The sequence below is a fragment of the Collinsella sp. i06-0019-1H4 genome (genome assembly GCF_042849575.1).
Taxonomy (GTDB): Bacteria; Actinomycetota; Coriobacteriia; order Coriobacteriales; family Coriobacteriaceae; genus Collinsella.
This window is the reverse complement of record NZ_BAABYB010000001.1, coordinates 473,802-499,536: the sequence shown is the minus strand read 5'-3', so window position 1 is coordinate 499,536 and position 25,735 is coordinate 473,802. Positions and strand designations below refer to the sequence as shown.

Genomic DNA, 25,735 nt, shown 5'->3' with positions numbered 1-25,735 from the left:
TAGATTCGCTTGAGGAACCCCCCCCCCATCACAGTTTCCTCGGTAGGAGCTGCCTGGGCATCGTTGGCAATGGCCTGCGAGATCGGGGGCATGACGAGCGACAGTACCAGGCTCAAAACGGAGGCTCCGCACAAAACGCCTGCCAGTACACGGCGCGTCGCTTTTTTACTCTGCTTAGATTTGTCTGAATTCGCTTTCATCGATGTCTCCTCCCCAAGAGACCGCGATCTTGCTCTTTCACCATCAAACGTATCTGCGCAATCTGTAATTGCGCTCGTTTAGTAATGCAATTATAACGATTGTTTAAACATCTGAGCAACAAAACCGACATTTTTGTAGCGAGTTCTCAATTCTCTTGACATTTGCTCAGATTTACCTTCGTTTATTCGCTATCTATATTTTGTTTCTGCTGGTAATTTAGTTGCCTATTATTTTTTAATGGCATTAGATTTATTTGCACAACATTTTGCTCAAGAGCAAACATCCTGTGAACGGTCGAAAATCGACCGTGGGCGGTAGGTCATTAACCGGAAGGAATATCCTACCAAACTGATGAGAATATCTTTAACCCGTCGGTAGTTAGAAGCGTGATGTTCAGACAACTATATTTAAATTTTCGCGCAGATTTTAGGCATCATTTCGCCCAAATCGCCTGAGGCCGCCACAAAGGTGCCTATTCCCTTTGTGGTGGCTCTCCCCCGGCGCTACAGCAGATGTTCCTCGATAAAGATCGCGATGCCGTCTTCGTCGTTGCTCGCGGTTACAAAATCGGCGGCGGAGCGGGTGGCATCGCTGCCGTTTGCCATGGCCACGCCCACGCCGGCGTCGGCAACCATGCAGGTGTCGTTATCGGCATCGCCAAACACGCAGATGTTCTGGAGCTCCATGCCGTTGAGCTCCGCCACACGCACAAGGCCGCGCGTCTTGGACACGCGCGGATCCATGAACTCGTAGAGCCGCTGCGTGGTTTGCAGAGCCGCCGCCTTAACGGTGTTATCGGCAAACGTCGACGCTCGCTCAATCACCCGCGGCATTACCTCGGGCGCCATGGTAAACATCACCTTGGGCTGCGGCTCGCGTAAAAACTCGGCAAAATCGACCACCTGATAGGGCACGCCATCGACGCGCGACAGGTGCTCGACGCACGCGTTGCTCTCGGGCACGTAGAACACGCCGTCTCGGGGGCAGACGGGCGTTGCCGGAAGGTCCGCCATGTGCTCGCAGATACGCGCGATGGTCTCACCCGGCAGCGGATAGCTCAGCTCGTTGATGTCGTGCGCGCGGTCGATGACCTCGGCGCCACCGCAGCCCACCATCACGTCTACCAGGCCTTCGATGCCCCAGAGCTCGTACATGGCCTCGGTCGCGTGGGCGTCGCGCCCGGTGCACAGGCCAAAGAGCACGCCGCGCTCGCGCAGGGCGCGGATCGCCGCCACGGTGCGCGGGGACACCGTGTGCTGGCTCGTGAGCAGCGTGCCGTCGATATCGCAGAACACGGCTTTGATGTGGCTGAAGGTGGTGTCCATAGGGGCCTTTCTGGGTTGTGCGGCGGTGTGGGGTGTATTCGTGAACGGCGTACATGGTATACCAAGGCACAGGCGTGGCCCGTCAAAGCAAAATCCACCACAAAGGTGCCTGGCCCCTTTGTGGTGGAAGTGACGTTTGCGGGCCAAACCATCACAACATTCGACGTTTTTCGGCAAAATCGCGATTTTCATCGAATGTTGTGATGGTCTTTACTGCTTTACGGCACGATCAAAATGGCAGCGCCCAAACAGCAGCAACGCCGCGGGGACTGCCGTCACGACCATGCCTGCTCCGATGAGCGTCTGCTGCACGCCAAACGTCGCCGCCAGCCACGGGGCAATCGCCAGCGGGGCCACGCCGGCGAACATGTTGCCAAAGCCCATAACCGAGTTCACGCGGCCGAGCTGCTCAAGCGGTGCCGTCGTTTGCACAATGGTGTTGTGGAGCGGGTTGACGACACCCCAAGCTATGCCCAGGGCGATCTGGCCGACGAGGGCCACGCCCACGTACGGCGTCCCCACATAGAGCAGACTTCCCAGGCCCACGGACATAAGTGCCACGAGCAGCGTTTTTAGGTTTACCAAGTGCGGCGGCAAGCGGAGCGCGAGCACGGCACCCAGCACCGCGCCCACGCCCGAGGCCGACGAGAGCCAGCCCATCCACTCAACGCCGACGCGTAGGACATCGCGATAGAAAAACGACTCGAGCGGATCGAAGGCTCCGTAGCCAAAGTTCGAAAGAAAAATGATGCAGAAAAGTAGCGCGAGGACGCTGTTGGTGAAGACCGTCTTGATGCTAGTCGCGAAGGTGGCGCGAGTGGATGCGCTGGGGTTGGAGCTTTGCCCCGCACGCTCCCCTTCCTCTGCCGAATCGGCATCCGCATGCCCGGCGACATGGCTGGTCTGCGGCCTAAAGCCCCAGCCGGCGATGAGCGCCAGCACGGTAAAGAGCATCATGAGCACAAACACCGCGCGCGACGACGCAGCCGCCGCGACAAAGCCGCCCAGCGTGGGGCCAACGATGATACTCACGTTTGAAAACATGGCGATGGCGGAGTTGATGTCTTTGAGCTCGACAGGATCGTCGGTGAGGTAGGCCGGATAGGACGTGGCGATGGGCTGGGCGAATCCCATCGTAAAGCCCAGGAACACCGCGCCGAGCAGGACGATACCGGTCGCGCTACCAAAGGCGATGATTGCCGTGCCAGTTGCGAGCGCGCCGACGATGCTCAGCAAGAAATGGCGGCGCGAACCCCAGGCGTCAAGCGCCGCGCCACCCACAAAGGATCCCAGGATCACGAAAACGTTCATAAACAGGACGGCCAGCGATGTCGCGACGACCGAAGCGCCGTCCGCATAGGTAAGCGTTCCGATGACGCCGATAAAGTAGCTGGTCTGAAACCCGGTGTAGATGAGAAAGCGCATCGCTACCAGGCGCTTGGCCTGCGCGGACAGCGACGATTGAGGCTTTGAGAAAAGAGAGACGAGCATGGAGACTCCTTGTTTCATACGAATGCGGACGGCGGGCATTCGCCACCGTCTGTCAAATCAATCTATCCGCATGAAACATTAAGGACGCATCAAGCCCCTTCTCTCCGTTTTTCGCCCGTCATGAACTACTTGGTAGATTGTAAGGCATGTCCCTAAGATCTACCGAGATGATCTTGGATCAGATCGCAGATGGCTCGGGCGTCGTTAATGTTGATGGCCCGGGTCGCAAAGCCGGCGTCGAATGCCTGGCGTGCCAGGGCCTCGTTGCAGGCAAGGGCCAGCGTGTGACCGTCGACCAGGTCGAGCGAGCTCTTGCCGCGCAGACGGTCGACACCGGAGCGCGCGACGACGATGTTGTCGAAGCCCTCGGTCTTGTAGCCCTCGATGATCACCACGTCGACATCGTTGTAACGCGACAGCAACTCGCGCGCGGGCATCTCGTCCTCCTCGCGCGTGTCGGCGTACTCCGCCCAGCGCGTGGCGCAGATGAGCCCCACATGCTTGGAGCCAGCCTGGTGATGGCGCCAGGTGTCCTTAGCGGGTACATCGATGTCAAAGCCGTGATGCCCATGATGCTTGAGCGAACCCACGCGCAGGCCGCGGCGGGTGAGCTCGGCAATGACCTTCTCGACGAGCGTGGTCTTGCCCGAGTTCTGGTAGCCGATAAACGCGATCGCGGGGACGGCCGGAGTGGGAGCTGCGGGCGCGACGGCGACGGGTGCGCTCGCGGGCGCGGCACCGGCAGCGGCCACGGACTCAACGGCAGCAGCCTGGCGTTCGGCACGATCCCACACGCCCGAGCGGCCGCCTTCCTTGTGCAGCAGGCGCACGTCGACGATCTCCATGCCGCGGTCGACGGCCTTGCACATGTCATAGATGGTCAGGCACGCGGCACTCGCGCCGGTCAGGGCCTCCATCTCGATACCCGTCTTGCCCGTCACGCCCGCCGTGACCAGCACGTGAAAGCCAACCTGTCCGTCCGCGCGCGCCGGCGCCCAGCCCTCGGGCACGTCCTCGGCCGGCGTCCCCGCCGAAGCGATGGGCGCAATGTCGCACTTGCTCTTGGTAATGAGCAGCGGATGGCACATGGGGATGATATCGCTCGTGCGTTTGATGGCCATAATGCCCGCCACACGCGCGCAGGCAAGCACGTCGCCCTTTTTGGCGCGGTCCTGCAGTACCATGGCCTGCGTCTCGGGGTGCATGAGGATGGTGCCCTCGGCGATGGCGATGCGATGGGTCTCGGCCTTGTCGGACACGTCGACCATACGAACCTCGCCCTTGGCATTCACGTGCGTCAGCTCGTCGCGGCGGGCGTCGCGGGCGGGCTGGGCAGCAGCGCCGGCAGACGGCTGCGCGGACGCGTCGGCGTTGCCAGTATTCGCCGCAGCCGTGGCTTTGTGGGCAGACATCGCGGCCCTGCGAGCGGCCTTGGTGGCATCGGCGTACCTGCTCTTGGCCATATGATCATCCTCCGATTTGGGACATAAATCGTTGCGTGCCCCCAATTATCGCGTGTTCCTGCGGTTTGTGGGCCACGGCATCGCGCCAAATCGAAAGTACCTGCATATCATCACCACGGCGCAGGGCGTCGCGCACCGAATACTCGGCATCGCTGAACAGGCACGGGCGCACGTTGCCATCGGCCGTCAGGCGCAGACGGTTGCAGTTCGCGCAAAAATGGTTGGACATGGCGCTAATGAAGCCAACCGTTCCCGCCGCACCCGGAAAGTGCCAATAGCGTGCAGGGCCCGCGCCGGCAGGAGCGTCGTTGATGTCGAGCGGTTCGAGCTCGCCCAGACCCACCGCGGCGGCCCCGGCGTTGACGCGCGCCCGAAGCTCGTCGCTCGGCACGGTATCGCTCGCGTCCCACAGCTCGGGATTGAGCGCGGGCGCATGCGGGTCCACAGCGCAATGCGAGCTCGTGCGCTCGTCGCCGATGGGCATGTATTCGATAAAGCGCAGGTGGATGGGGCGGTCGAGCGTGAGCCGCGCGAGGGCCGCCACATCCTGGTTGAGCCGGCGCACGACAACGCAGTTGACCTTAACGGGCTCAAAGCCCCAAACCAGCGCCGCGTCGATGCCAGCCATGGTCTGCTCGAGCCGACCCAGGCGCGTGATCTTTCCAAAGAGCGTAGGGTCGAGCGTGTCGAGTGAAATGTTGACGCGATCAAGCCCGGCGTCTTTGAGCTGCGGCGCCAGCTTGGGCAGCAGGGCACCGTTGGTGGTAAGCGAGATGTCCTCGATCTGCGGACTCGCGCGGATGTCGCGAATGAGCGGAATGATACGGCGGCTGACCAGCGGCTCGCCACCCGTCAGGCGCACGCGGCGAATGCCCTCCCCCGCCACCAAGCGCACAAAGCGGGCGATTTCCTCGGCGCTGAGCAGCTCGTCGTGCGCGCGGGGTGCCACGCCATCGGCCGGCATGCAGTAAATGCAGCGGAAATTGCACTTGTCGGTAACGGCAATGCGCAGGTAGTTGATATCGCGACCAAAGCCGTCATGCTGCACGTGCCCGTCCACGCAGCCCTCCCCTCACGCGGCGTTTTATTCTTCGGAAAACATAATACCCCACGAGAGAATCATGCCGACACCCGTACGACAGGACAGGTCACTTCGAGCAAAACCAGCTTCCCAAGCCCATCCTCAGCACAGACCATCACAACATTCGATGCTTTTCCCGTTTTCGGCAAAAAACGTCGAATGTTGTGATGGTTTGCCTGCCCGCAGCACCCCGCAGAAGGACCAAAGCGCCCCTAAAGGTCGCCGCCCCAGTGCCGAATCACGAATTCTCGCAGGTCGTTCTGCCGCTTTTGGAACGCTTCGCTTCGGTCGCACTTGAGACCCATAGCGAGTGCAATGGCGTTCATCGCCCGGTGCAATTGCAGCTGGTGGGCAAACTGAGTCCCGGTGAGGACGATCATCCTAAAGCCCAGCGCGCTCAGCACGGTCATACGCTCCGCATCCGACGCGCTGTGTTGTTTATCAAGATGGCCCGAGCCGTTGTATTCAATCCCCGTACCACTCGCAGGCGCATATACGTCGATCTCGAAATACCCGGCCTTTGCGAGATACTTGAACTCGTTGGGAACATCGACCCGATGGTTGAGCTCGATCTTGGCGTATCCCAGCCCTCCCTGGGAACGTTTTGCTACGACCATGATTGCGGTGGCCGTCTCCATGGGCGAACGCGCGCCATCGCGCACGCGCTTGAGCACGGAGGCCGCGCGTACAGCCCCCTGACGAGATCGGTTCTCATTGCAATAAGCAATCAAGTCGGCAACGGTATACCTCTGCCCCATCTCGATATAATCGCCTGTCGACAGATGATTCAAATGGTATCGGGCGCAGATTTCGTAGCCATATTCCAGCTGCTCGGGCTCGCTCATCCACGAACCCGCTTGGACAAAGCACATGACCTCATCAACCACCAGAAGGCCCTCTGCCACCTCGACAAGATGGCCTGGAGGTACCGGCGCCCCAAACACGTGGCACCTAAATCCAGCCGGCGTCGAGCGCTCAAAATCGAAGTTAACGAGCGTGTCGATATAATCGAGCTCTTCTCGTGGAATACCAAGCGAAACCAGATAGTCGGTAACGATTCCGACTGCCGTTGAAGCCCTCAGCCCCTTGGCATCGAGTCCCAATTTGGGCAAGCTCGCGGTCGGCTCCGCCTCGTTAGCAATCGAGTCCTCATCGTATAGGCTGCTTGCTCGCGAGAGCGGCTCGGACGGGCGCGCCACGTTGTGGTACAGCCAGGCAGTCTTATGGGACAGGACGATCGGCAGGTCCATGAGCCCTCCAAAGGAGTCGGATAACCAACCTTATTCCCCTGCCCACGGATCCGCACACCTTCGCGCGAAAGAAAGCGATTCCACCCGGCCGAGTGGCAGAAAAACCATCACAACATTCGATGCTTTTCCCGATTTTGGCAAAAAACGTCGAATGTTGTGATGGTTTGAGGCGAGGTGCGGGCACGGAGGGCCAAAGCATCGTGCTTGGAGCGTGACTTTTTTCGCCCCGTCGTCATCACAAACCTTGACTCTACAATCGTTGTAGGGTTTTCACTACACTGGTACGTAAACAAACCAAGCCAGAAAGCCCCGCCCATGGAACACGACCTCACACGCGGCAATGTCCTCAAGACCATCGCGGTCTTTGCCCTGCCCTATATGCTCTCGTACTTTTTGCAGATGCTCTACGGCATGGCCGACCTGTACATGATGGGGCAGTTTAGCGGCGCCGCCGGCATCACCGCCGTGGGCAATGGCGCGCAGACGCTCTATATCATCACCGTGACGCTCGTGGGCCTGGCCATGGGAACGACGGTCATCGTCGGCCACGCCGTGGGCTCGCGCCGCTTCGATCGCGCCGAGACCGCCATCGGCAACACCATCACGCTCTTTATGGGTGTCTCGGTGGTGCTGGCCGCTGTCCTGCTTGCGCTGTGCCCGCAAATCGTGGCACTCATTGGCACGCCGGTCGAGGCGGTCGAAGGAACCGCCGCCTACCTGCGTATCTGCTTTGTCGGCATTCCCTTTATCGCCGCGTACAACATCCTCTCGGCCATCTTTCGCGGCCTGGGCGATTCGCGCTCGCCCATGTACGTGATCGGCGTGGCATGCATCATCAACATCGCGCTCGACTTTCTTTTTATCGGACACATGGGGCTCGGCCCCGTGGGCGCGGCGCTCGGCACAGTAACCGCCCAGACGGCCAGCGTTGCCCTCGCGCTCGTGTGGCTCAAGAGCCGTCGCACGAACATCCACGTTAAGCGCAGCGACCTGCGCCCCCAGCCCGAGGTGCTCGGGAGCATTCTTAAGATCGGCGTGCCTGTGGCCGTGCAGGACGGCTGCATCCAGGTGGCGTTTATGTTTATCACCGTCATCGCCAACCACCGAGGGCTCGTCGACGCCGCCGCCGTGGGCCTGGTCGAGAAGATGATCAGCTTTTTGTTCATTGTGCCGAGTTCCATGGGCGCTACCGTCAGCGCACTCACGGCGCAAAACGCCGGCGCGGGCAAGGGCGACCGCGCGCGTCAGGTGCTCAAGGACGCCATGACGATCTCGGTAGTGTACGGCTGCCTGATCACGGTGCTGATGTGGCTGGTGGCGCCGGCGTTTATCGGCTTTTTTGCCAAAGACGCCGCGGTGGTCGCGGCCGGCACCGGCTACATGCGCAGCTACATTTTCGACGCGATCTTTGCCGGCATCCATATTTGCTTTAGTGGCTTTTTCGCTGCATACGGTAAGAGCTACATCGGCTTTGCGCACAACGTGCTGGCCGTGGCGCTCATTCGCGTGCCGGGCGCGTGGCTGCTGTCGAACGCCTATTCCGACACGCTGTTCCCCATGGGCATCGCCTCGCCGTGCGGCTCGATTCTGTCAGTGGTCATTTGCGTGGTGGCATTTACCGTGCTCAACCGTCGCGGAGCTTTTGACAAGTTGGCAGCGTAGCGAGGCGACGCGAAATCGCCCCCATCGACGGCATCATCAGCGACGACCCCACAACCTACGTGACACAGATCACGGTGCCGATTGCCCCAGCAAAGTAAGAACCGCCCGGAAGACATCGTGCTTCCGGGCGGTTCTTCAATTTGACTATTGATGCACTAAGCCTGGGGCACCTGACCAGTAGCCAAGATCTGCTCGAGTGCATCCTCGTCCAGCACGGGCACACCCAGCTGCTCGGCCTTGGTAAGCTTGGAGCCAGCTTTGGGGCCGGCGACCAGATAGCTCGTCTTCTTCGACACGCTGCCCGAAACCTTGGCGCCGAGCACCTTGAGCGCCGCGCCCGCCTCGTCACGCGTGCGGTTGACGAGCGTGCCGGTGAGCACGAAGGTCAGACCCGCAAGCGGCTGTGCGTCGGCAAGCTCGCCTGCCACGCCAGCGTCGGCTGCGGCTTGCGCGTGCGCGGCGCCCAGGTCGACCTCGAGCGACAGGCCCGCCTGACGCAGGCGCTCCAGCACGGCAAGGTTCTCGGGCACGGCCAGGAACTGCTTGACGCTCGCCGCAATCTTGGGACCGATGCCCTCGCACTCGGCGATGTCCTCTTCGCTCGCCAAGATGAGCTTGTCAATCGACAGGAATCGCTCGGCGATGACCTCGCCCACACTCTTGCCCACGTGGCGGATGCCCAGGGCAAACAGCACGCGACCGAGCGGCTGGCTCTTGGACTTGTTGAGCTCGGCGATGATTTTCTCGGCCGTCTTGAGGCCTACCGGAATGGGGTCGCCCTTCTTGACGCCCTTTTTGCTGTTGGAGCCGGCATAAGTGCGCCCCGTGTCCAGGCCGGCGATGTCGTCGACTGTGAGCTGGTAGAAGTCCGCGACATCGTGGATCAGCCCGGCGGCGATCATCTTGTCGACGATCTCGTCGCCTAGGCCGTCGACGTCCATGCAGCCGCGGCTCACCCAGTGGAGCAGACGCTCCTTGAGCTGCGCGGGGCAGTCGATGGAGACGCAGCGGTAAGCGACCTCGCCATCCTCGTGGACCACAGGGCTGCCGCACACGGGGCAGACCTCGGGCATCTGCCAGTCAACGCTGTCGGCCGGGCGCTTATCGAGCACCGGGCCCACGACCTCGGGGATCACGTCGCCTGCCTTGTGCACGATGATAGTGTCGCCCTCGCGCACGTTTTTGCGGTGAATCTCGTCGATATTGTGCAGCGTGGCGCGCGCGATGGTGGAGCCGGCAACCGTCACCGGATCGAACTCGGCGACCGGCGTGAGCACACCGGTGCGACCCACCTGGATGCGTATCTCGCGCAGGACGGTCTGCTTTTCCTCGGGCGGGAACTTAAAGGCAATGGCCCAGCGCGGCGCGCGGGCGGTAAAGCCCAGGTCGAGCTGCTGTTGAAAGCTGTCGACCTTTACGACCACGCCGTCGATATCGTAGTCCAGGTCACCGCGATGCTCGAGCGCCTGGGCACAGAACTCGTGGACCTCGGCCGGCGTGGCGCAACGAGCCACGTTGGGGTTGACGCTAAAGCCGGCGCTACGCAGCCAGTCCAGAAACTCGCGCTGGCTGTGGACGTGCAACGGGTCGGTATCGGCAATGGCATAGATAAAGGTGGCCAGGTCACGGCGTGCCGTGACCTTGGGATCCTTTTGGCGCAGGCTGCCGGCGGCGGCGTTGCGCGGGTTGGCGAAGGGGTCGCGACCCTCGGCATCGGCCTCGTCGTTCAGACGAACAAAGCTGCCCTTGGGCATATAGACCTCGCCGCGTACTTCGATGGTGCGCTCGCGATCGGCGGCCATGTGGGCGAGCGCCGGCTCGGACAGATGCATGGGCACATCCTTGATGGTGCGCACGTTGAGCGATACGTCCTCGCCCGTGGTGCCGTCGCCGCGCGTGGCGGCGCGCACAAAGGTGCCGTTTTGGTAGGTAAGCGCCACGCCCAGACCGTCGATCTTAAGCTCGCAGGTATAGGTAACGCTGCCGGCACCGAGCGCATCCTCGGCGCGCTGGAGCCACGCGTCAAGTTCGTCCAGATCCATGGCATCGTCCATGGAATACATGCGCGCCATGTGCGTGACCGGCGTAAACTGCTCGCTCACGTAGCCGCCCACGCGCTGGGTATAGCTGTCGGGCGTCACCAGGTCGGGGTAGGTCGCCTCGATTTCCTGCAGCTCAACGAGCATTTTGTCAAAGGCGGCGTCCGTGATCTCGGGCGCATCGAGCATGTAGTAGCGATAGGCGTGGTAATCGAGCTCGTGGCGCAGCTCGGCCGCGCGCGCTGCCGCCTGAGCACGGGCGTCGGTCGGTGCGGCGGCATCCGCGCTCGCGGGCGTTTCGGTATCGATGTCCATACCGTCACCAAACAGGCTCGATTGCTCCATAGCGGCACTCCTTCGCTCGATTTCAAACGGATACAAGAGTACCACCGGTCACCATGGCGCCGAATAGCCCTTTCGAACCGCACCGAATCGGCAGCCGCCAGACTGGGGTGGATCGCGCGATCAAACCATGCCCTTGCCAGTTCTAAATGATCCGTTTTCCTCCATCCCCAATGGATCACTACGAAAAGAGGGGTTGTCCCGCGTTGGCGGAACAGCCCCTCTGGCATCGGTATGTGCGATACGGCTCGTTAGTAACCCTGGCCGTAGCCTTGACCCTGGCCCTGGCCCTGCTGGCCCAGCAGCTCCTCCAGGTACTGGCGCAGCTGTTCATCGGTAATACCACCGTTGCCGGTGTCGGTCGCGCTGTCGTTCTGCTGCTGGTTCTGCAGCTCCTCGTCGGAGCCCAGCTCGACCGTGACCTTCTTCTCTTCCTTGCCGCGCATGAGCGTGATCTCGACCTTCTCGCCCACCTCGTGGCTGCGCAGCGCGATGATCAGACCATCGGCGCTCGAAATCTCATCGTCGCCCAGCTTGGTGATGACATCGCCCTCTTGGATGCCAGCCTTGGCGGCGGGACCGTCCTCGACGACGCTCGCCACGTACGCGCCGCTATCGGTGCTCAGCTTGTTGGTGCGGGCGTTAAGCGCATTGACGCTCGAAAGCGTGGCGCCCATGTACGGATGCACCGGCGTCTTGCCGTCGATGATCTGGTCGGCAATGTTCTTGGCGTAGTTAACGGGAATAGCAAAGCCAACACCCGAGCTGGAACCTGAGTAGCTCTCGATGAGCGAGTTGATGCCTACCAGCTCGCCGTTGTCGTTGACGAGCGCGCCGCCGGAGTTGCCCGGGTTGATGGCGGCATCGGTCTGGATCATGTTGGCATAGATGGTGTTACCGTTGGTAGAGCTCATGGCCGTGGAGCGGTAGAGCGCCGAGACGATACCGGTGGAGACAGACTGCTCGTTGCCGAACGGCGAGCCGATCGCCATGACCCACTCGCCCACGTTGAGCTTGGAGGAATCACCGATCTCAATCGGCGTGAGCTTGGAGGCGTCTGCGTCCTTGAGCTTGATGACGGCCAGGTCGCTCGAAGCGTCGTTGCCCACGAACTCGGCCTCGTAGGTGGTGCCGTCATCCATGGTCACCACGTACTGGTCATAGCCATCGACCACGTGGTTGTTGGTGAGGATGTGGCCCTCGGTATCGAGCACCACGCCCGAACCGACGCTGCCCGAGCTGTCCGACTCGTCGGCAGACTGCGAAAGCGAGCCATTCTGGCTGCCGCTCGAAGTGGCGGTAATGGAAACCACGGAGGGCAACGCCTTGGCAGAAACGGCCTCGGCCAGCGTGGTGTCCTCGGAATCAATCGTAATCTTTTGCGTCGATGAACCCGAAGCACCCGCCGTCACGGCATTCTTTCCGCCGCCAATGTTGAGCGTGCCGCTCATAATGAGCGCAATGACCAGCAGGGCGCCGCAGGCACAACCGGCAAGCGCCGTAATAAAGATCGGCAGCTTTTTGGTCTTAGTCTTGACCACTGTGTGCTTGTTCACGACCTGTTGGCCGCCCAGCGGCTTGCCGGTCTGCGTATCGTAGGCCTGCACGTAGGGAATGTTGTTGCCGTCGGCAGGCGTCGACTCCACCTGCACGCGCGGCTGCTGCTGAGTCTCGCCGGCATTGCCAACATCCTGGGGACGCTGGGAATCGTTCTCGCTCATAGCTGCGATCCTTTCGTCAAATAACCAAAGGCCCGCCAAACACCGTGGCGGGCCATCATTGTTCACGTTGAGTTGTACCCCAATATGCGGGCGTACGTGTACGAGAACGCAATCTTTTAGGAAGGCTTAAGTTCTGCTGCAAACTCGAAAGGAACCCGCACCTGCGTCAAAACCACCACAAAGGTGCCTGTCCCCTTTGTGGTGGAAATCTAGTCCTTAAACAGATAGCCCACGCCGCGGACGGTGGTGATGTGCGCCGCGATCTGCGGGCCCACCTTGGAGCGGATGCGTCGGATGTGCACGTCGACGGTGCGCGTGCCGCCGCAGTACTCAAAGCCCCACACGCGGTGCAGCAACACCTCGCGGCTGTAGGCACGGTTGGGGTGTGTTGCCAAAAAGCTCAACAACGAGTACTCCATCAGCGTAAGGTCGATGGGCTCGTTATCGAGCGTCACCTGGTAGGTGGCCAGGTTGATCTCGAGGTTATCGATGTTGAGCACATCGTCGGCGGTGACGGTCTCCTCCTCGCCCATCAGACGCTGCGCGCGAGCCTTGAGCTCGTTGGGCGTCGCCGTAGGGCATACAAAGTCGGCATGCGCGTGATTGGGCAGGCGCAAGGTGCCGAGTGCCTCGTCGTCGACAATCACCAGCATGGGGACACCGCCGCGATCGTCAAGCCACTTGGCAATCTGATCGATGCGGTCGCTGCGGATGCCATCGGAATCGAGGATCAGCAGGTCAAAGTCGTGCGCCGCAGTTGGCGAATCGGGGGTGGCCAGACTCACCTCGACACCCATGGTGGTCGTCAAGCTGCGGGCAAACTCGTGGAAGCGCGTCGTGCGCGCCATGAACAGGGCACTCTTTTCGGACATATCGGCCTCCAAAGAAATGAGCTCAATCGTACTGGGACAAGCCAGCGCGATTAGGAGTTCGCCAGGTAGTGCTTGATCTCCCATTCGGTGATCGTGGACTCAAACTTATGCCACTCGTCGCGCTTCTTTTTGAGGAAGAAGCTATGGATGTGCTCGCCGAGGGCATCCTTCATAAACTGCGAGTCCTCAAAGACGTCGAGTGCCTCTTTAAGCGAGCGCGGCAGCGGCGTATAACCGGCCTCGAGCATCTGGCGGTCGTTGAGCTTGAGCGTCTCGGCCGTGGCCTCGAGCGGGAGCTCCAGCTTGCGCTCGATGCCGTCGAGACCAGCCGCCAGCGTGACGGCGTTGACCAGATACGGGTTGGCCATGGGATCGGGGCTACGAAGCTCAATGCGCGTGGACAGCTGCTTGCCGGGCTTGTAGACCGGGATGCGAACCATGCTTGCGCGGTTGCGCAGGCCCCACGTGGCGTACTGCGGCACGGAGTCGCCGCCCGTGGTGATGCGCTTGTACGAGTTGACGGTGGGGTTGGTGATGGCGCTGATCTCGCGCGCGTGCGCCAAGATACCGGCCATGTAGTGCTTGGCGATATCGGAGAGGTGGTACTTCTCGTCGTCCTCGCCCCAAAAGACGTTGTTGCCGTCGTGGTCGAACAGCGACTGATGCAAAAACATGGCGCTGCCATCCTCGCCCGCCAACGGCTTGGGCATAAAGGAGGCGTGGCAACCGCTCTCGTAAGCTTGCTGTTTAATGATGAGCTTGGCCGTGGTAATGGCGTCGGACATGCTCAGGGCCTCGGCGTGGCGCAGGCTCATGCCGTGCTGCGAGCGACCGGCGGCGTGGAAGGTGTACTCCACGGGCACGGACATCTTCTCGAGCGTAAGGACCGTGTTGCGGCGCAGGTCGCGCGCGGCGTCGCTCACCGAAAGATCGAAGTAGCCCACGTTGTCGAGCGGCTCGGGCGTGCGCTCGTCGGGGAAATAGTAGTACTCCAGCTCGGCACCAACGTTGAGCAGATAGCCGGCCTTCTCGGCCTTATGGAACATGCGGCGCAGCGCAGCGCGCGGGTCGCCGGCGAAGGGCTCGCGATCGGGAGTGCACACGTCGCAGAACACACGGGCGACGCCGTTGTGGCTCGGACGCCACGGCAAAATCTGGAAGGTCGAGGCATCAGGGAACGCCAGCATGTCGGCTTCCTCGGGCGTGGCAAAGCCCTCGATGGCCGAGCCGTCAAAGCCAATGCCCTCCTCAAATGCGACCTCGAGGTCCTCGGGGCTGATGGCAAAGTTCTTGAGGCGGCCGAGAATGTCGACAAACCACAGACGCACAAAGCGGATGTCACGCTGTTCTACGGAGCGGAGTACGTAATCGATGTTCTGCTGGTTCATGTCGCTCCCCTTTCTTTCGGGCGGGTTTCGACTGGTCTATATCGCAGATACTATCGCAGAAAAATGTTTCCGCAGGGTTAAAGCGTATCAAGCGCTCAAAAAACGTGTGCGAACAGGCAGTTGCGAACGAGCGGTTAGCGCGAGGTCGAGGCGCGGTGTTCAATGTGACCGAGAACCTCGATGCGTTTGGGCGCCAGCTTTGCGGCCTCGCCCACCGTGGTGGTGACAACGTCGATGCGCTCGGACAGGCGCTCGACCACGCGCTCGGCAATGGTGAGGGTGTCCTGCGCGGCCGTGGTCACGCCACCAAAGAGCACATGGTTCCAGGGGTAGTCGTCAAACGTCGCAATCTTAAGACCAGCCGGTAACGAGGGACCAAGCTGCGCCAGAGCCTCGGTCAGGCGCAGGAAGACCAGGCCGTTGACGGCAATGAGGCCGAGCTTTTTACCGGCATAGTCACGCATGGTCTCGTCCAAGCGGCCGATGCCCGTGGCGCCACCGTCGGCCAGGGTGACAACCTCGCCCGCAAGTCCGCGGCGCGACAGCTCGTCGGTAAAGGCCTCGGCGCGCTCTCGACGCACGGGGCTGTCGTCGCTTGCCTCGGTGAGCAGGCACAGGCGCTCGCTGGCAGCGGCGGCGAGCTCGTCTACCAAGCCAGCGACCAGCTCACGGTTGTTAGATGTCACCAGATCGACACCGCCGTCGGCAACGTCGCGGTCGAGCAGCACAACAGGCAGACGTCCCGCTGCCGCGGCGATCGCCTCGTCATTGCCTCCGCAGGTGTTGACGACCAGGCCGTCCACGCCGGCATCGATAAGCCTGGTAAGCGACTCCGCTTCCTTAGCGGGGTCGTTGCCGCTAATGGCCGTCATGAGCGAGCAGCCGCGCGCGGCGGCGCTGACGGAAAGCCCTTCGAGCATGGCGCTGGAGAACGGGTTGGCGATGTCGGCCAGGATCACGCCGATGAGGTTGGTGCGCGAGCTGCGTAGATTGCGCGCGGCGGCACGCGGGCGATAGCCGGTGCGCTCGATAACCGCCGCGATGCGAGCACGGGTTTCCTCGGTCATTTGCCCGGGGCGGTTGTTGAGATAGCGCGAGACCGTGGCCGGACTCACGCCCGCCTCGGCGGCAATGTCCGTGATTCTCATCTGCGCCATAGCGCACCCCGTTTCCCCATTTTCGGCAGTCTGAGCCATTTTAGGCATTTTTTAACATTCTCGGTTGCAAAACGCTGTAGGTGAGCGGCATCGTTTTTGCGCCTCGAGCAGATGCGATGATGGACTAGACTGACGAGTCTTTAGGCAGCTCAAAGTAGTCGGGATGCAAGGCGATAACCGGGCCCTGCTCCTCGGGCATCAGATGCAAGTGCGTCTCTGCCAGATAGCTCGCCGTGTCGGTATCGCCCCTCTTAATGGCCTCGAGAATCCGGCGATGCTGCCGGCGAATCGGCTCCCAATCCAGGTCCTGCGACACCATACGCAACCAGTTGTATCGCTCAAAATGCGTGTTGACGCTCTTCATCCAATCCCACAGCATGTGACGACCGGCAATCACGAAACACGTCTCATGGAACAGGTTGTCCAGGTCAAAAAAACGACGCGTTTCGCTATGGTCGAGCGACTCGGACTCGGCAAGAATCTGCTCGAGCCGATGCTTTTGCTCGGGCGAGGCGGCCGAACAGCATTTAATAAGCACGCTTCTCTCGAGCTTCTCGCGCAAGAAACAGGCATTCTCGGCGTGTTCCATGCTGATCTTAGAGACGTAGGTGCCGCTCTTGGGACGCGTTTCCACCAGCTCTTGCTCGCGCAGGCGCACAAAGGACTCGCGAATGGGCGTGCGCCCGATTCCCGTCTCCTTTTCCAGACCAATCGCCGAAAGGCGCGTGCCGGGCCTGAGCTCGGCATAGATGATCTTGGAGCGCAATGCGTTGTATGCCTGGTCTTGCAGGCTCTGATAATGCTGGTGTTGTTCCATAAAGCCCTCGGATGAAGCCCACGGTTTGTCGAATTTCACCACGTAATACTATCGCATCGACACGCCCCAGCTCCCAATCAGTCTTTTTGGGTCGGGGCTCTTTTAGCTACCCTGGCCCGCAGATCGGCCCCCTTGCCACAAAAGTGGCCCATCTACTACATTAACACGGATAGCCTCGGCCATACCGAAAACCGTGAAAACAAAACCGCAGGTAGACAGCTTGTCGATTTTCGAAAAAGCCGAGTATGGTTGACCCCTGCGGCTTAAACGTAGTAGATAGGCCCTTTTCGTGGCGCAGCACTACTGCACCCCAAATTGGCACCCCGAGCCTGTTATAAGTTGCTGTGAAATACGGACGGTTGATAATCAAGGCGCGCTATACGGCTTGCTATATCTCACTATACTTTGCTGTACGTCGCTATACTTTGCTATAACTTGACAATAATCGGCCCGTTACCATCCGGGATATAACGGACCCCAAGCCAACGCTGGCTTGGGGTCCGTCTTGTACCATGGCTCTTTTTGACTATGAGCGCTCGTATTTCGTGGCCCGCCCGGTTCCCTGCCTTACGATTGCATTCCGTTCAAGCAGAGATTCGAGTGCCGCCAACGTCCGCATGCGGCTCAGCCCCGTCTGTTTTTCAATCTCGCTTCGCGACATAATTCGACCGCCCGACAAGGCCTTGAGAACCTGGACCTCTTCCTCGGACCCTTCAAGGGCATCGGTAACGGGCAATGTGACGGCCACCATGCCGCCGCGAACATCAAAAATTGGTTGATTGATCGAATCGCGATAGGCACGTCTAATGCGCGCAATTCCCGTACCAAATTTCTCGATGTAATCCAGCTTTAAGAAGGCCTCTGCAACGATGGGGTTTCTGAGCACGGATATCTGCCCATACAGGTATTGTTCCGTCGTCAAACCGGCGGGCAGCGATCCGGGGGAGGTCACAACGACGCGATCATCGTACAGGGCAATTTGAACGTTCGCTCGAACGTCCCACGTCCGATGCACCAAAGCGTTTGCAACAGCTTCGCGGAATGCCTCAAGAGGAATTCGATCGGTTTGGACGCGCTCCATCCCTTCGATACGCTCATAACGGTAGTAGCGTGCAAACATAGCTACCGCCCTGTCCACCTGCTCAATTGCGGATACATTTGTCGCCGCCTCGCGATCCAAGATCACATCCTCGGTATCGCCAAAACGGACGCAGTCGATGCCCGGAAAATCATTCTTATCCGCTAAAATCGCCGCGGCATTGGTATAGCCATCCTTGCCGAGCAAGCGGAGCGTACGCAAGATATCCGACGTTAGCTCGGAAATGCCGAGGTGTTCAACACACTTATGCTCGAGCGTATGAAAGCTCAAGTCCTGGCGAGCCGACGTGAGCGCGTCGAACGTTACGTTGCTGCCTTCGAGCGTCAGCCTGCCATACTCAAACCGGTCGACCTCCACCGTTGCCGAATCGTTTCGTCTGTAGGCCTTTCCCTTGCTTCGATAGGGTTTGTCCTGCCCCTCATAAACCGTAAGGATTACGATCCCGTGTTTCTCATCGGGCTCAAGCGAATAACGGGGTGCGGGATCAAGACTGTCGTTAATCATGTTCTCGATGCGCAGGCATTCTGCAACCGGATCCGCAAGGCCGACAGTCACACCCTCGTCATCAACGCCAAACTCAATCTTGCCCGTCCCGTAGTTTGCATAGGCGCTCACCGTTTTAAGAAACGTCGGCGTAACGCTTTCCTTGTATTCGACTGTAGGGCTCTCTCTAACAACCATATGCACAACCCCCTCGTTTCGTACCATTCATAACCGTATTATAAGACGAAAACCGTTTGCGTACTGATTTATAGAAGACGCAAACGGTTTTCGTCTTGATTTGCGTACGGAATTAAGACGCATAATTTCGCTTTCGTATGGCTCAATACCGGACGCAGACTGTTTTCGTCTGTCAATACGTCTGCAATCCAAACGAAAAGAGCCCCGAGCTCGTATGAACTCGGGGCTCTTTGTGCCGCACATCTATGAGAGAAGAAATTCGATGCGTACGGACGCTACTCCATGAAGCCGCCCTGGGATGGCGGCAACCTCGTCAATGGGGTCAGGTTTACATGCATCAGCTTAGTGCAAAGTAACCTGGCCCCATGCACTAAGGGATTGGCTAGAGCTCGCAGGCAACCTTGTAGCCATCGCCGATGGCGTCGCGGATGTTGCCGCACTTGTTGGCATCGCCCAGCACGTGGGTGGCAACACCGGCTGCAGCCAGGTCGTCGGCCAGCTTGGTATTGGGACGATAGCCCATGGCAAGCACCAGCGTATCGGCACCGGTGATGGTGTGGACCTCGCCGTCCTTCTCGTAGCTGATGGTGTCCTCGGTGATCTCGGTCACCTTGGCCTCGGTCAGCACGTGGACGCCCTTGGAGAGCATGCGCGTGATGAGCACCGCGCGGCCGGCACCGCCCTCGTTGGCGGCGAGCGTCTTAGTCATCTCGATGACGGTGACGTCGCGATTGGCCGGCGACAGGTCGTTGACCAACGGGGCCAGGTAATCGGCCGTCTCGCAACCGACGGTGCCGCCTCCCACGATGACGATCTTCTTGCCCGGGAAAGCCTTGCCACCCAGCAGGTCGTCGGCCGTCATAACCTGCTTAAAGCCCTGCATGAAGGCCGGAGCGATGGGCTCGGCACCATAAGCCAGGACAACCTCGTAACCCGCGTAATCACGCTGAATGTCCTCGGCCGAGAGCTCGGTACCAAAGACGCACGTGACGCCGGCCTCGGCCAGGCGACGGTACTGATACTTGATCACGCGGGTGAGTTCCTGCTTTGCCGGCGGAACGGCTGCGATGCGCATTTCGCCGCCCGGCTCATCCTGCTTGTCCACGAGCACCACGTTGTGGCCGCGCTTGGCGGCAATGTAGGCTGCCTCCATGCCCGCAGGACCAGCGCCCACAACGAGCACGTTCTTGGCCTCGGCGGCAGGCTCGTAGCCAGCCTCGTCACGCTCCACGTCCGGGTTGACGGTGCAGGAGATGCGCTTGCCAAACATAATGCCGTTCAGGCAGCGCAGGCAGCCGATGCAGGGGCGGATGTCGTCGGCGTTGCCGGCAGCGGCCTTGTTGCAGAACTCGGCATCGCACAGGTTGGCGCGGCCCATCATGCAGATGTCGGCGGCACCGTCCTCGATCAGCTCCTCGGCAATCCAGGCCTCGTTAATGCGGCCGACCGTGGCAACGGGAATGTTGACGTGCTTTTTGATCTCGCGCGAGCAGGCGGCATGCGAGGCCTGCTGGGTACCGGCGGCGGGAATCGCGGAGCCGCGCTTGATGGTGGTGCCGCCCGACACGTGAATCATGTCGACGCCGGCCTTCTCCAGACGACGCGAGACATAGATCATGTCGTTGAGGGTCAGGCCGCCATCGGTGTATTCATCGCCCGAAATGCGGACGTCGATGATAAAGTCCTTGCCGCAGCGCTCGCGAATCTCGGCGATGACCTCGAGCAAGAAGCGCATGCGGGCGTCGAGCGAGCCGCCGTACTCATCGGTACGCTTGTTATAGAGCGGGGTCAAAAAGCCGCCGAGCATGCCGTGGGCGTGCGCCGCATGGACCTCGACGCCATCGACGCCGGCCTTCTGCATGCGCACGGCAGCGTCACCGAACTGATGCGTGAGCTCGTGGATCTCATCGACCGTGATGGGGCGCGGCGCCTCGCGGGCATAGGACGGGCCCACAAAGGACGGAGCGATTAGGCGCGGCGTGCCCGGAATGTTAAAGGCCATGTAGGCGGGGTGGAAGAGCTGCGGCATGATCTTGCAGCCGTACTCGTGGACGGCGGCGGCGAGCTTTTCCCAGCCGGGGATAAACGTGTCGTCGTAGCAGCACATGTCACCCGGCAGATAGGTATAGGTGGGCTCGACCGTCACGACCTCGGTGATGATCAGGCCCACGCCGCCTTTGGCACGGGCGCGGTAATGATCGACCAAATCGTCGGTCACATAGCCGTGATCGGCCAGGTTGGTAGACACCGGCGGCATAAAGACGCGGTTCTTGACCTCGGTCGTACCGACCTTGATCGGGCTAAAGAGCATCGGGTAGGCAGAAGACTCCATGCAGGCTTCCTTTCGTTTGAGCCGCTCGGCGGCAGTTACTGACACACCTATCGTATCAGTATCCGCCGCATTCGCACTCGCTCGCACTCCCCACCTTCAATCCCGACCCTCACAAAAAGTTGCGGTGGAATAGTTCCTGAATAAGGCTCTTGGCGCGCCAAACAGGGACTATTTCACCGCAACTGATGGGCGGGGTGGAATTGAGGGCTCAGATAGTCAGTCATGCCCTCATCCGCCACTCCCTCACTTACAGCGCGCCGTCCAGCATAAGGTTCACCTTGAGCACATTGACCGTGGGCTCGCCGAACATGCCGAGGAAACGGCCCTTGGTGCACGCGGCGATGATGTCGCGCACCTCGTCCTCACTTTTGCCCGTGGCCTTGGCAAGGCGCGGGACCTGGTACTCGGCGGCATCCGGAGAGATCTCCGGGTCGAGGCCGGACCCCGAACACGTCACCAAGTCGACGGGTACAGCGTCCATATCGGCATCGGGGTTGGCGGCGCGGATCTTCTTCGCGCGCGCATCTATCAGCTGCCGATACTCCTCACTCGCCGGGGACAGGTTGGACGGGGCACCATACGCCATGAGCTCGCCGCCTTCGCCTTCGACGATTGACACGTTCTGGATACGACCCCACATGTGGGCTTCGTCATCGAAGTTCTGGCCGATGAGCTCGGAACCCACAACCTTGCCGTCGACCGTAATGAGTGAACCGTTCGCCTGATACGGGAACGCAACCTGGGCGATGCCGGTCACGACGAGCGTATAGCCCAGGCCGCAGACAACGGTAAACAGCGCGAACACGCCCAGTGCGCGCGATGCAACACCTTTGAACATACAAACCTCCACTTACATAATGCCGCAGAACGCGAGCAGCATGTCGATGAGCTTGATGAATACGAACGGGGCAACGATGCCGCCCAGACCCCACACGAGCAGGTTGTGGGTCAACAGCTGGCCGGACGGAACCTCGCGGTACTTGACGCCCTTGAGGGCCGCCGGAATTAGCGCGACGATAACGAGCGCGTTATAGATGATGGCCGAAAGAACCGCGGACAGCGGGCTTGCCAGACCGAGGATGTTGAGCGCGCCCAGTCCCGGATAAATCGGAGAGAACAGCGCCGGGATGATGGCGAAGTACTTCGCCATGTCGTTGGCCACCGAGAAGGTCGTGAGCGAACCGCGGGTCATGAGCAGCTGCTTGCCGATACGCACGACCTCGATGAGCTTGGTGGGGCTGGAGTCGAGGTCGACCATGTTGCCGGCCTCCTTGGCAGCCTGGGTGCCCGTGTTCATGGCCACGGCGACGTCGGCCTGGGCCAGAGCGGGCGCGTCGTTGGTGCCGTCGCCGGTCATGGCGACCAGGTGGCCCTCACGCTGGAACTCGCGGATCTTCTCGAGCTTGCCTTCAGGGGTGGCCTCGGCCAGGAAGTCATCAACACCGGCCTCGGCGGCGATTGCCGCGGCGGTGAGCGGGTTGTCGCCCGTCACCATGATGGTCTTGATGCCCATCTTGCGCAGGTCGGCGAACTTCTCCTTAACGCCGGACTTGATGATGTCCTTGAGGTACACAACGCCCAGCACGCGGCAGTTCTTGGTCACGACCAGCGGGGTGCCGCCGGCCTTGGCGATGCGTTCGACGGCCTCGTCGCACTCCTTTGAGAACACGCCGCCGGCTGCCTCCACATAGGTGCGCACGGAATCGGCAGCGCCCTTGCGGATCTCATTGCCCTCGTAGTTCACGCCGGACATACGTGTTGCCGCGGTGAACGGGATGAACTCCATACCCTTATCCTCGAGTGTGCGGCCGCGCAGACCGAACTGCTCCTTGGCGAGGACGACGATGGAGCGGCCCTCGGGGGTCTCGTCGGCCAGCGAGGAAAGCTGGGCGGCATCGGCCAGCTCCGCGGGATCGATGCCGTCGACCGGGATGAACTCGGCGGCTTGGCGGTTACCCAGGGTGATGGTGCCGGTCTTGTCGAGCATGAGGATGTCGACGTCGCCGGCGGCCTCGATGGCGCGGCCGGACATGGCCAGCACGTTGGCCTCGTTCAGACGGCTCATGCCGGCGATGCCGATGGCGGAAAGAAGGGCGCCGATGGTAGTGGGAGCCAGGCACACGAGCAGCGCCACGAGCGTGGTCACGGCCGTGGGGTTGTCCATGTCGTTAAGACCGACCGAGAAGCAGGAGTAACAATACAGGGCCAGCGTGACCAGGATAAAGACGATGGAGAGGGCCACCAGGAAGATCTCCAGAGCGATCTCGTTAGGGGTCTTCTTGCGCGCGGCACCCTCGACCATCGCGATCATCTTGTCCAGGAAGCTCTGGCCGGGCTCACTGGAGATCTTGACGATGATCCAGTCGGACAGCACCGTGGTACCGCCGGTAACGGCAGAGCGGTCGCCGCCGGCCTCGCGGACCACGGGGGCGGACTCGCCGGTGATGGCGGACTCGTCAACGGAAGCAGCGCCCTCGATGACGTCGCCGTCGCCGGGAATCTGCTCGCCGGCGCGTACGATCACCAGGTCGCCGCGCGTGAGCTCGGTGCCGGGAACGACGGTGAAGTGCTCCTTGTCCTCAACGGACTCGATGCGATGGGCCTCGACATCCTTCTTGGCCGCACGCAGGGAATCGGCCTGAGCCTTACCGCGGCCCTCGGCAAGCGCCTCGGCGAAGTTCGAGAACAGGTCGGTGAGCCACAGGATGACCGCGATGGCGACCACATAGTAGGTGGGCACACCCGCGTCCTGCACACCGAAGATGGAAGCGACGGCCAGGACGGAGGTCATGACGGCGGAAAGCCACACCAGGAACATGACCGGGTTTTGAATCTGGACGCGAGGATCCAGCTTGGCAAACGAGTCGCGGACCGCGCGGCCCATCATGTCTTTTTGCATAGCCATAAATCTGCGCCCTCCTTTACGCAATCATCTGGAAGAACTCGGCAACGGGGCCAAGCGCCAGGGCCGGGAAGAAGCTCAGGGCACCGATCAGCAGAACGATGAACACGAGCAGGAATACGAACATGCCGTTGGTGGTAGACAGGGTACCGGCGCTCTCGGCGACCTTACCCTTCTTGGCCAGCGAGCCGGCGATAGTCAGCGTACCGATGATGGGCATGAAGCGTGCGAACAGCATCTCGAGGCCGAGCATGACGTTGATCCAGGGAATGTTGCAGTTCATGCCTGCAAACGCCGAGCCGTTGTTGCCGCCGCATGAGGTGAAGGCATACAGCACCTCGGAGAAGCCGTGCGCGCCACCATTGTTGAGCTGGTCGGCAAGACCGGGCACCATGCAGGCGATGGCCGAGCACACCAGAATGGCAAACGGAGTTGCCAGGCACAGGACAACTGCCCAGCGCATCTCGCCCGGCTCGATCTTCTTGCCCAGGAACTCGGGTGTGCGTCCGACCATGAGGCCGGCGATGAACACTGTGAGGATGGCGAAGCCGATCATGCCGTACAGGCCGCAGCCCACGCCGCCGAAGACGACCTCGCCCAGAGCCATCTGGAGCATCTGGACAAACCCGCCGAGCGGGGTGTAGGAGTCGTGCATGGAGTTAACCGAGCCGTTGGAAGCAGCCGTCGTGAAAGCGGACCAGGTGGAAGAGGAGGCGATACCGAAGCGGCTCTCCTTGCCCTCCATGTTGCCGCCGGCCTGGCCGTCGGTCATCTCGATATTGACCGCTCCGCCATCGGCCAGCTGCGGGGTGCCCGCATGCTCGTTGACGGCGATGATGCCGGTGAAGATCACCAGCAGGATGAACATGGCGGCAAAGATGGCCTTGCCCTGCTTGGTGTTCTTGACGCCGATACCGAAGGCGAAGCAACAGGCGGCCGGGATCAGCAGCAGGCTGGTCATCTCGATGATGTTGGTGAAGGCACTGGGGTTCTCATACGGATGGGCGGAGTTCACGCCGAAGAAGCCGCCGCCGTTGGTGCCGGACTGCTTGATGGCGACCTGAGGAGCCGCGGGACCCTGGGGCAGGAACTGCTCGGTGACCACGCGCGCGCCCTCGACAACCTTGCCGTCGACCTTGACCGTGTCGCCCTCAATCTGGGCGCCGTCGATGACGCTCCAGCCGCCGTCTGCATTAGGCTGAACAGCGACGGGTTCTACGAGCTCAGCCTTCTGAGCCGGCTGGAAGTTGGAGATGACGCCACCGGCAGCCAGGCAGATGCCGAACACGAGGTTCAGCGGGATGAGCACATACAGGACGGTGCGGGTGAGGTCGACCCAGAAGGAACCCAGACCCTGCTCCTTGACCTGACGGAAGCCGCGGATCAGCGCGAACATGACCGCGATACCGGTGCCAGCGGAAACGAAGTTCTGCACAGTGAGACCCATGAACTGCACAAGGTAAGACAGGGTGGTCTCACCGGAGTAGGACTGCCAGTTGGTGTTGGTTATGAAGGAAGCAGCCGTATTGAACGACAGGTCCCATGACACACCCGGCAGGTGCTGGGGATTGCCTGGCAAGAAGGACTGAAGCGCCTGGAGTGCCACAAGAGTCACGAGGCCGATCCCCGAAAAGACCAGCACGCTCGCCAGATAGCGCCTACACCCCATCTGTTCTGCCGCGTCGATGCGAAGCAGACGATAGACGCCACGCTCCACAGGAGCAATCACAGGCGACAGGAACGTATGCTCACCATCCATGATATGGGCCATGAACCGACCGAGCGGAACGGCCAGGACGACGAGTACGGCAAAGTACAAGATGTACTGAATCGCAGCGTCCATAGTTTACGAATCACTCCTCATCAGAATGTAGATGTAATAGATAAGAAGTCCAATGCAGACGACTCCGAT

17 protein-coding genes are annotated in these 25,735 nt (G+C 60.9%); 1 reads left to right on the top strand and 16 read right to left on the bottom strand.

Features of this window, described 5'->3' with window-relative positions:
* Window positions 1-704 precede the first annotated feature (704 nt).
* From ACGHEN_RS02060 to ACGHEN_RS02040, 5 genes are all read right to left on the bottom strand, one after another.
* Complete coding sequence (locus tag ACGHEN_RS02060; protein WP_390397013.1) at window positions 705-1,526, bottom strand: HAD family hydrolase; 822 nt, start codon at window positions 1,524-1,526, stop codon at window positions 705-707.
* Between the two features lie 210 nt (window positions 1,527-1,736).
* Entirely contained in the window at window positions 1,737-3,017 is a 1,281-nt protein-coding gene (locus ACGHEN_RS02055; RefSeq protein WP_390397010.1) for an MFS transporter, read from the bottom strand.
* 152 nt (window positions 3,018-3,169) lie between these two features.
* Window positions 3,170-4,480, bottom strand: a complete 1,311-nt coding sequence (mobB, locus tag ACGHEN_RS02050) for a molybdopterin-guanine dinucleotide biosynthesis protein B (protein WP_390397007.1) — start codon at window positions 4,478-4,480, stop codon at window positions 3,170-3,172.
* Between the two features lie 4 nt (window positions 4,481-4,484).
* A complete protein-coding gene (moaA, locus tag ACGHEN_RS02045) occupies window positions 4,485-5,540 on the bottom strand; it encodes a GTP 3',8-cyclase MoaA (RefSeq protein ID WP_390397004.1) in 1,056 nt (351 codons plus the stop codon).
* Window positions 5,541-5,773: 233 nt separating this feature from the next.
* Window positions 5,774-6,811 (bottom strand): hypothetical protein, encoded by a 1,038-nt coding sequence (locus ACGHEN_RS02040; RefSeq protein WP_390397001.1) that lies wholly within the window; start codon window positions 6,809-6,811, stop codon window positions 5,774-5,776.
* Between the two features lie 315 nt (window positions 6,812-7,126).
* Between ACGHEN_RS02040 and ACGHEN_RS02035 the strand changes: the two genes are divergently transcribed.
* Entirely contained in the window at window positions 7,127-8,473 is a 1,347-nt protein-coding gene (locus tag ACGHEN_RS02035) for an MATE family efflux transporter (RefSeq protein ID WP_390396999.1), read from the top strand.
* Between the two features lie 155 nt (window positions 8,474-8,628).
* On the opposite strand, the gene ligA is transcribed toward ACGHEN_RS02035, so the two are convergent.
* From ligA to kdpA, 11 genes are all read right to left on the bottom strand, one after another.
* Window positions 8,629-10,857, bottom strand: coding sequence for an NAD-dependent DNA ligase LigA (ligA, locus tag ACGHEN_RS02030; RefSeq protein ID WP_390396996.1), 2,229 nt, complete (start codon window positions 10,855-10,857; stop codon window positions 8,629-8,631).
* Window positions 10,858-11,105: 248 nt separating this feature from the next.
* Window positions 11,106-12,575: a S1C family serine protease gene (locus ACGHEN_RS02025; RefSeq protein WP_390396993.1), complete on the bottom strand. Its 1,470-nt coding sequence runs from the start codon at window positions 12,573-12,575 to the stop codon at window positions 11,106-11,108.
* A 209-nt stretch (window positions 12,576-12,784) separates the two neighbouring features.
* Window positions 12,785-13,447, bottom strand: coding sequence for a DNA-binding response regulator (locus tag ACGHEN_RS02020; protein ID WP_390396990.1), 663 nt, complete (start codon window positions 13,445-13,447; stop codon window positions 12,785-12,787).
* 50 nt (window positions 13,448-13,497) lie between these two features.
* Window positions 13,498-14,835, bottom strand: coding sequence for a glutamine synthetase family protein (locus tag ACGHEN_RS02015; protein WP_390396987.1), 1,338 nt, complete (start codon window positions 14,833-14,835; stop codon window positions 13,498-13,500).
* Between the two features lie 134 nt (window positions 14,836-14,969).
* Entirely contained in the window at window positions 14,970-15,992 is a 1,023-nt protein-coding gene (locus tag ACGHEN_RS02010) for a LacI family DNA-binding transcriptional regulator (RefSeq protein ID WP_390396984.1), read from the bottom strand.
* Window positions 15,993-16,116: 124 nt separating this feature from the next.
* Entirely contained in the window at window positions 16,117-16,848 is a 732-nt protein-coding gene (locus ACGHEN_RS02005) for a GntR family transcriptional regulator (protein WP_390396981.1), read from the bottom strand.
* 487 nt (window positions 16,849-17,335) lie between these two features.
* Complete coding sequence (locus tag ACGHEN_RS02000; RefSeq protein ID WP_390396979.1) at window positions 17,336-18,589, bottom strand: ATP-binding protein; 1,254 nt, start codon at window positions 18,587-18,589, stop codon at window positions 17,336-17,338.
* Between the two features lie 382 nt (window positions 18,590-18,971).
* Complete coding sequence (locus ACGHEN_RS01995; RefSeq protein WP_390396976.1) at window positions 18,972-20,921, bottom strand: FAD-dependent oxidoreductase; 1,950 nt, start codon at window positions 20,919-20,921, stop codon at window positions 18,972-18,974.
* Between the two features lie 247 nt (window positions 20,922-21,168).
* The gene (kdpC, locus tag ACGHEN_RS01990; protein WP_390396973.1) at window positions 21,169-21,759 is read right to left on the bottom strand and encodes a potassium-transporting ATPase subunit KdpC; all 591 of its coding nucleotides are present in this window, start codon (window positions 21,757-21,759) and stop codon (window positions 21,169-21,171) included.
* Between the two features lie 12 nt (window positions 21,760-21,771).
* Window positions 21,772-23,826 carry a potassium-transporting ATPase subunit KdpB gene (gene kdpB / locus ACGHEN_RS01985; RefSeq protein ID WP_390396970.1) on the bottom strand — a complete coding sequence of 685 codons (2,055 nt, stop codon included), beginning with the start codon at window positions 23,824-23,826 and terminating at the stop codon, window positions 21,772-21,774.
* A gap of 16 nt (window positions 23,827-23,842) precedes the next feature.
* Window positions 23,843-25,666, bottom strand: a complete 1,824-nt coding sequence (kdpA, locus tag ACGHEN_RS01980; RefSeq protein ID WP_390396968.1) for a potassium-transporting ATPase subunit KdpA — start codon at window positions 25,664-25,666, stop codon at window positions 23,843-23,845.
* Window positions 25,667-25,735 lie beyond the last annotated feature (69 nt).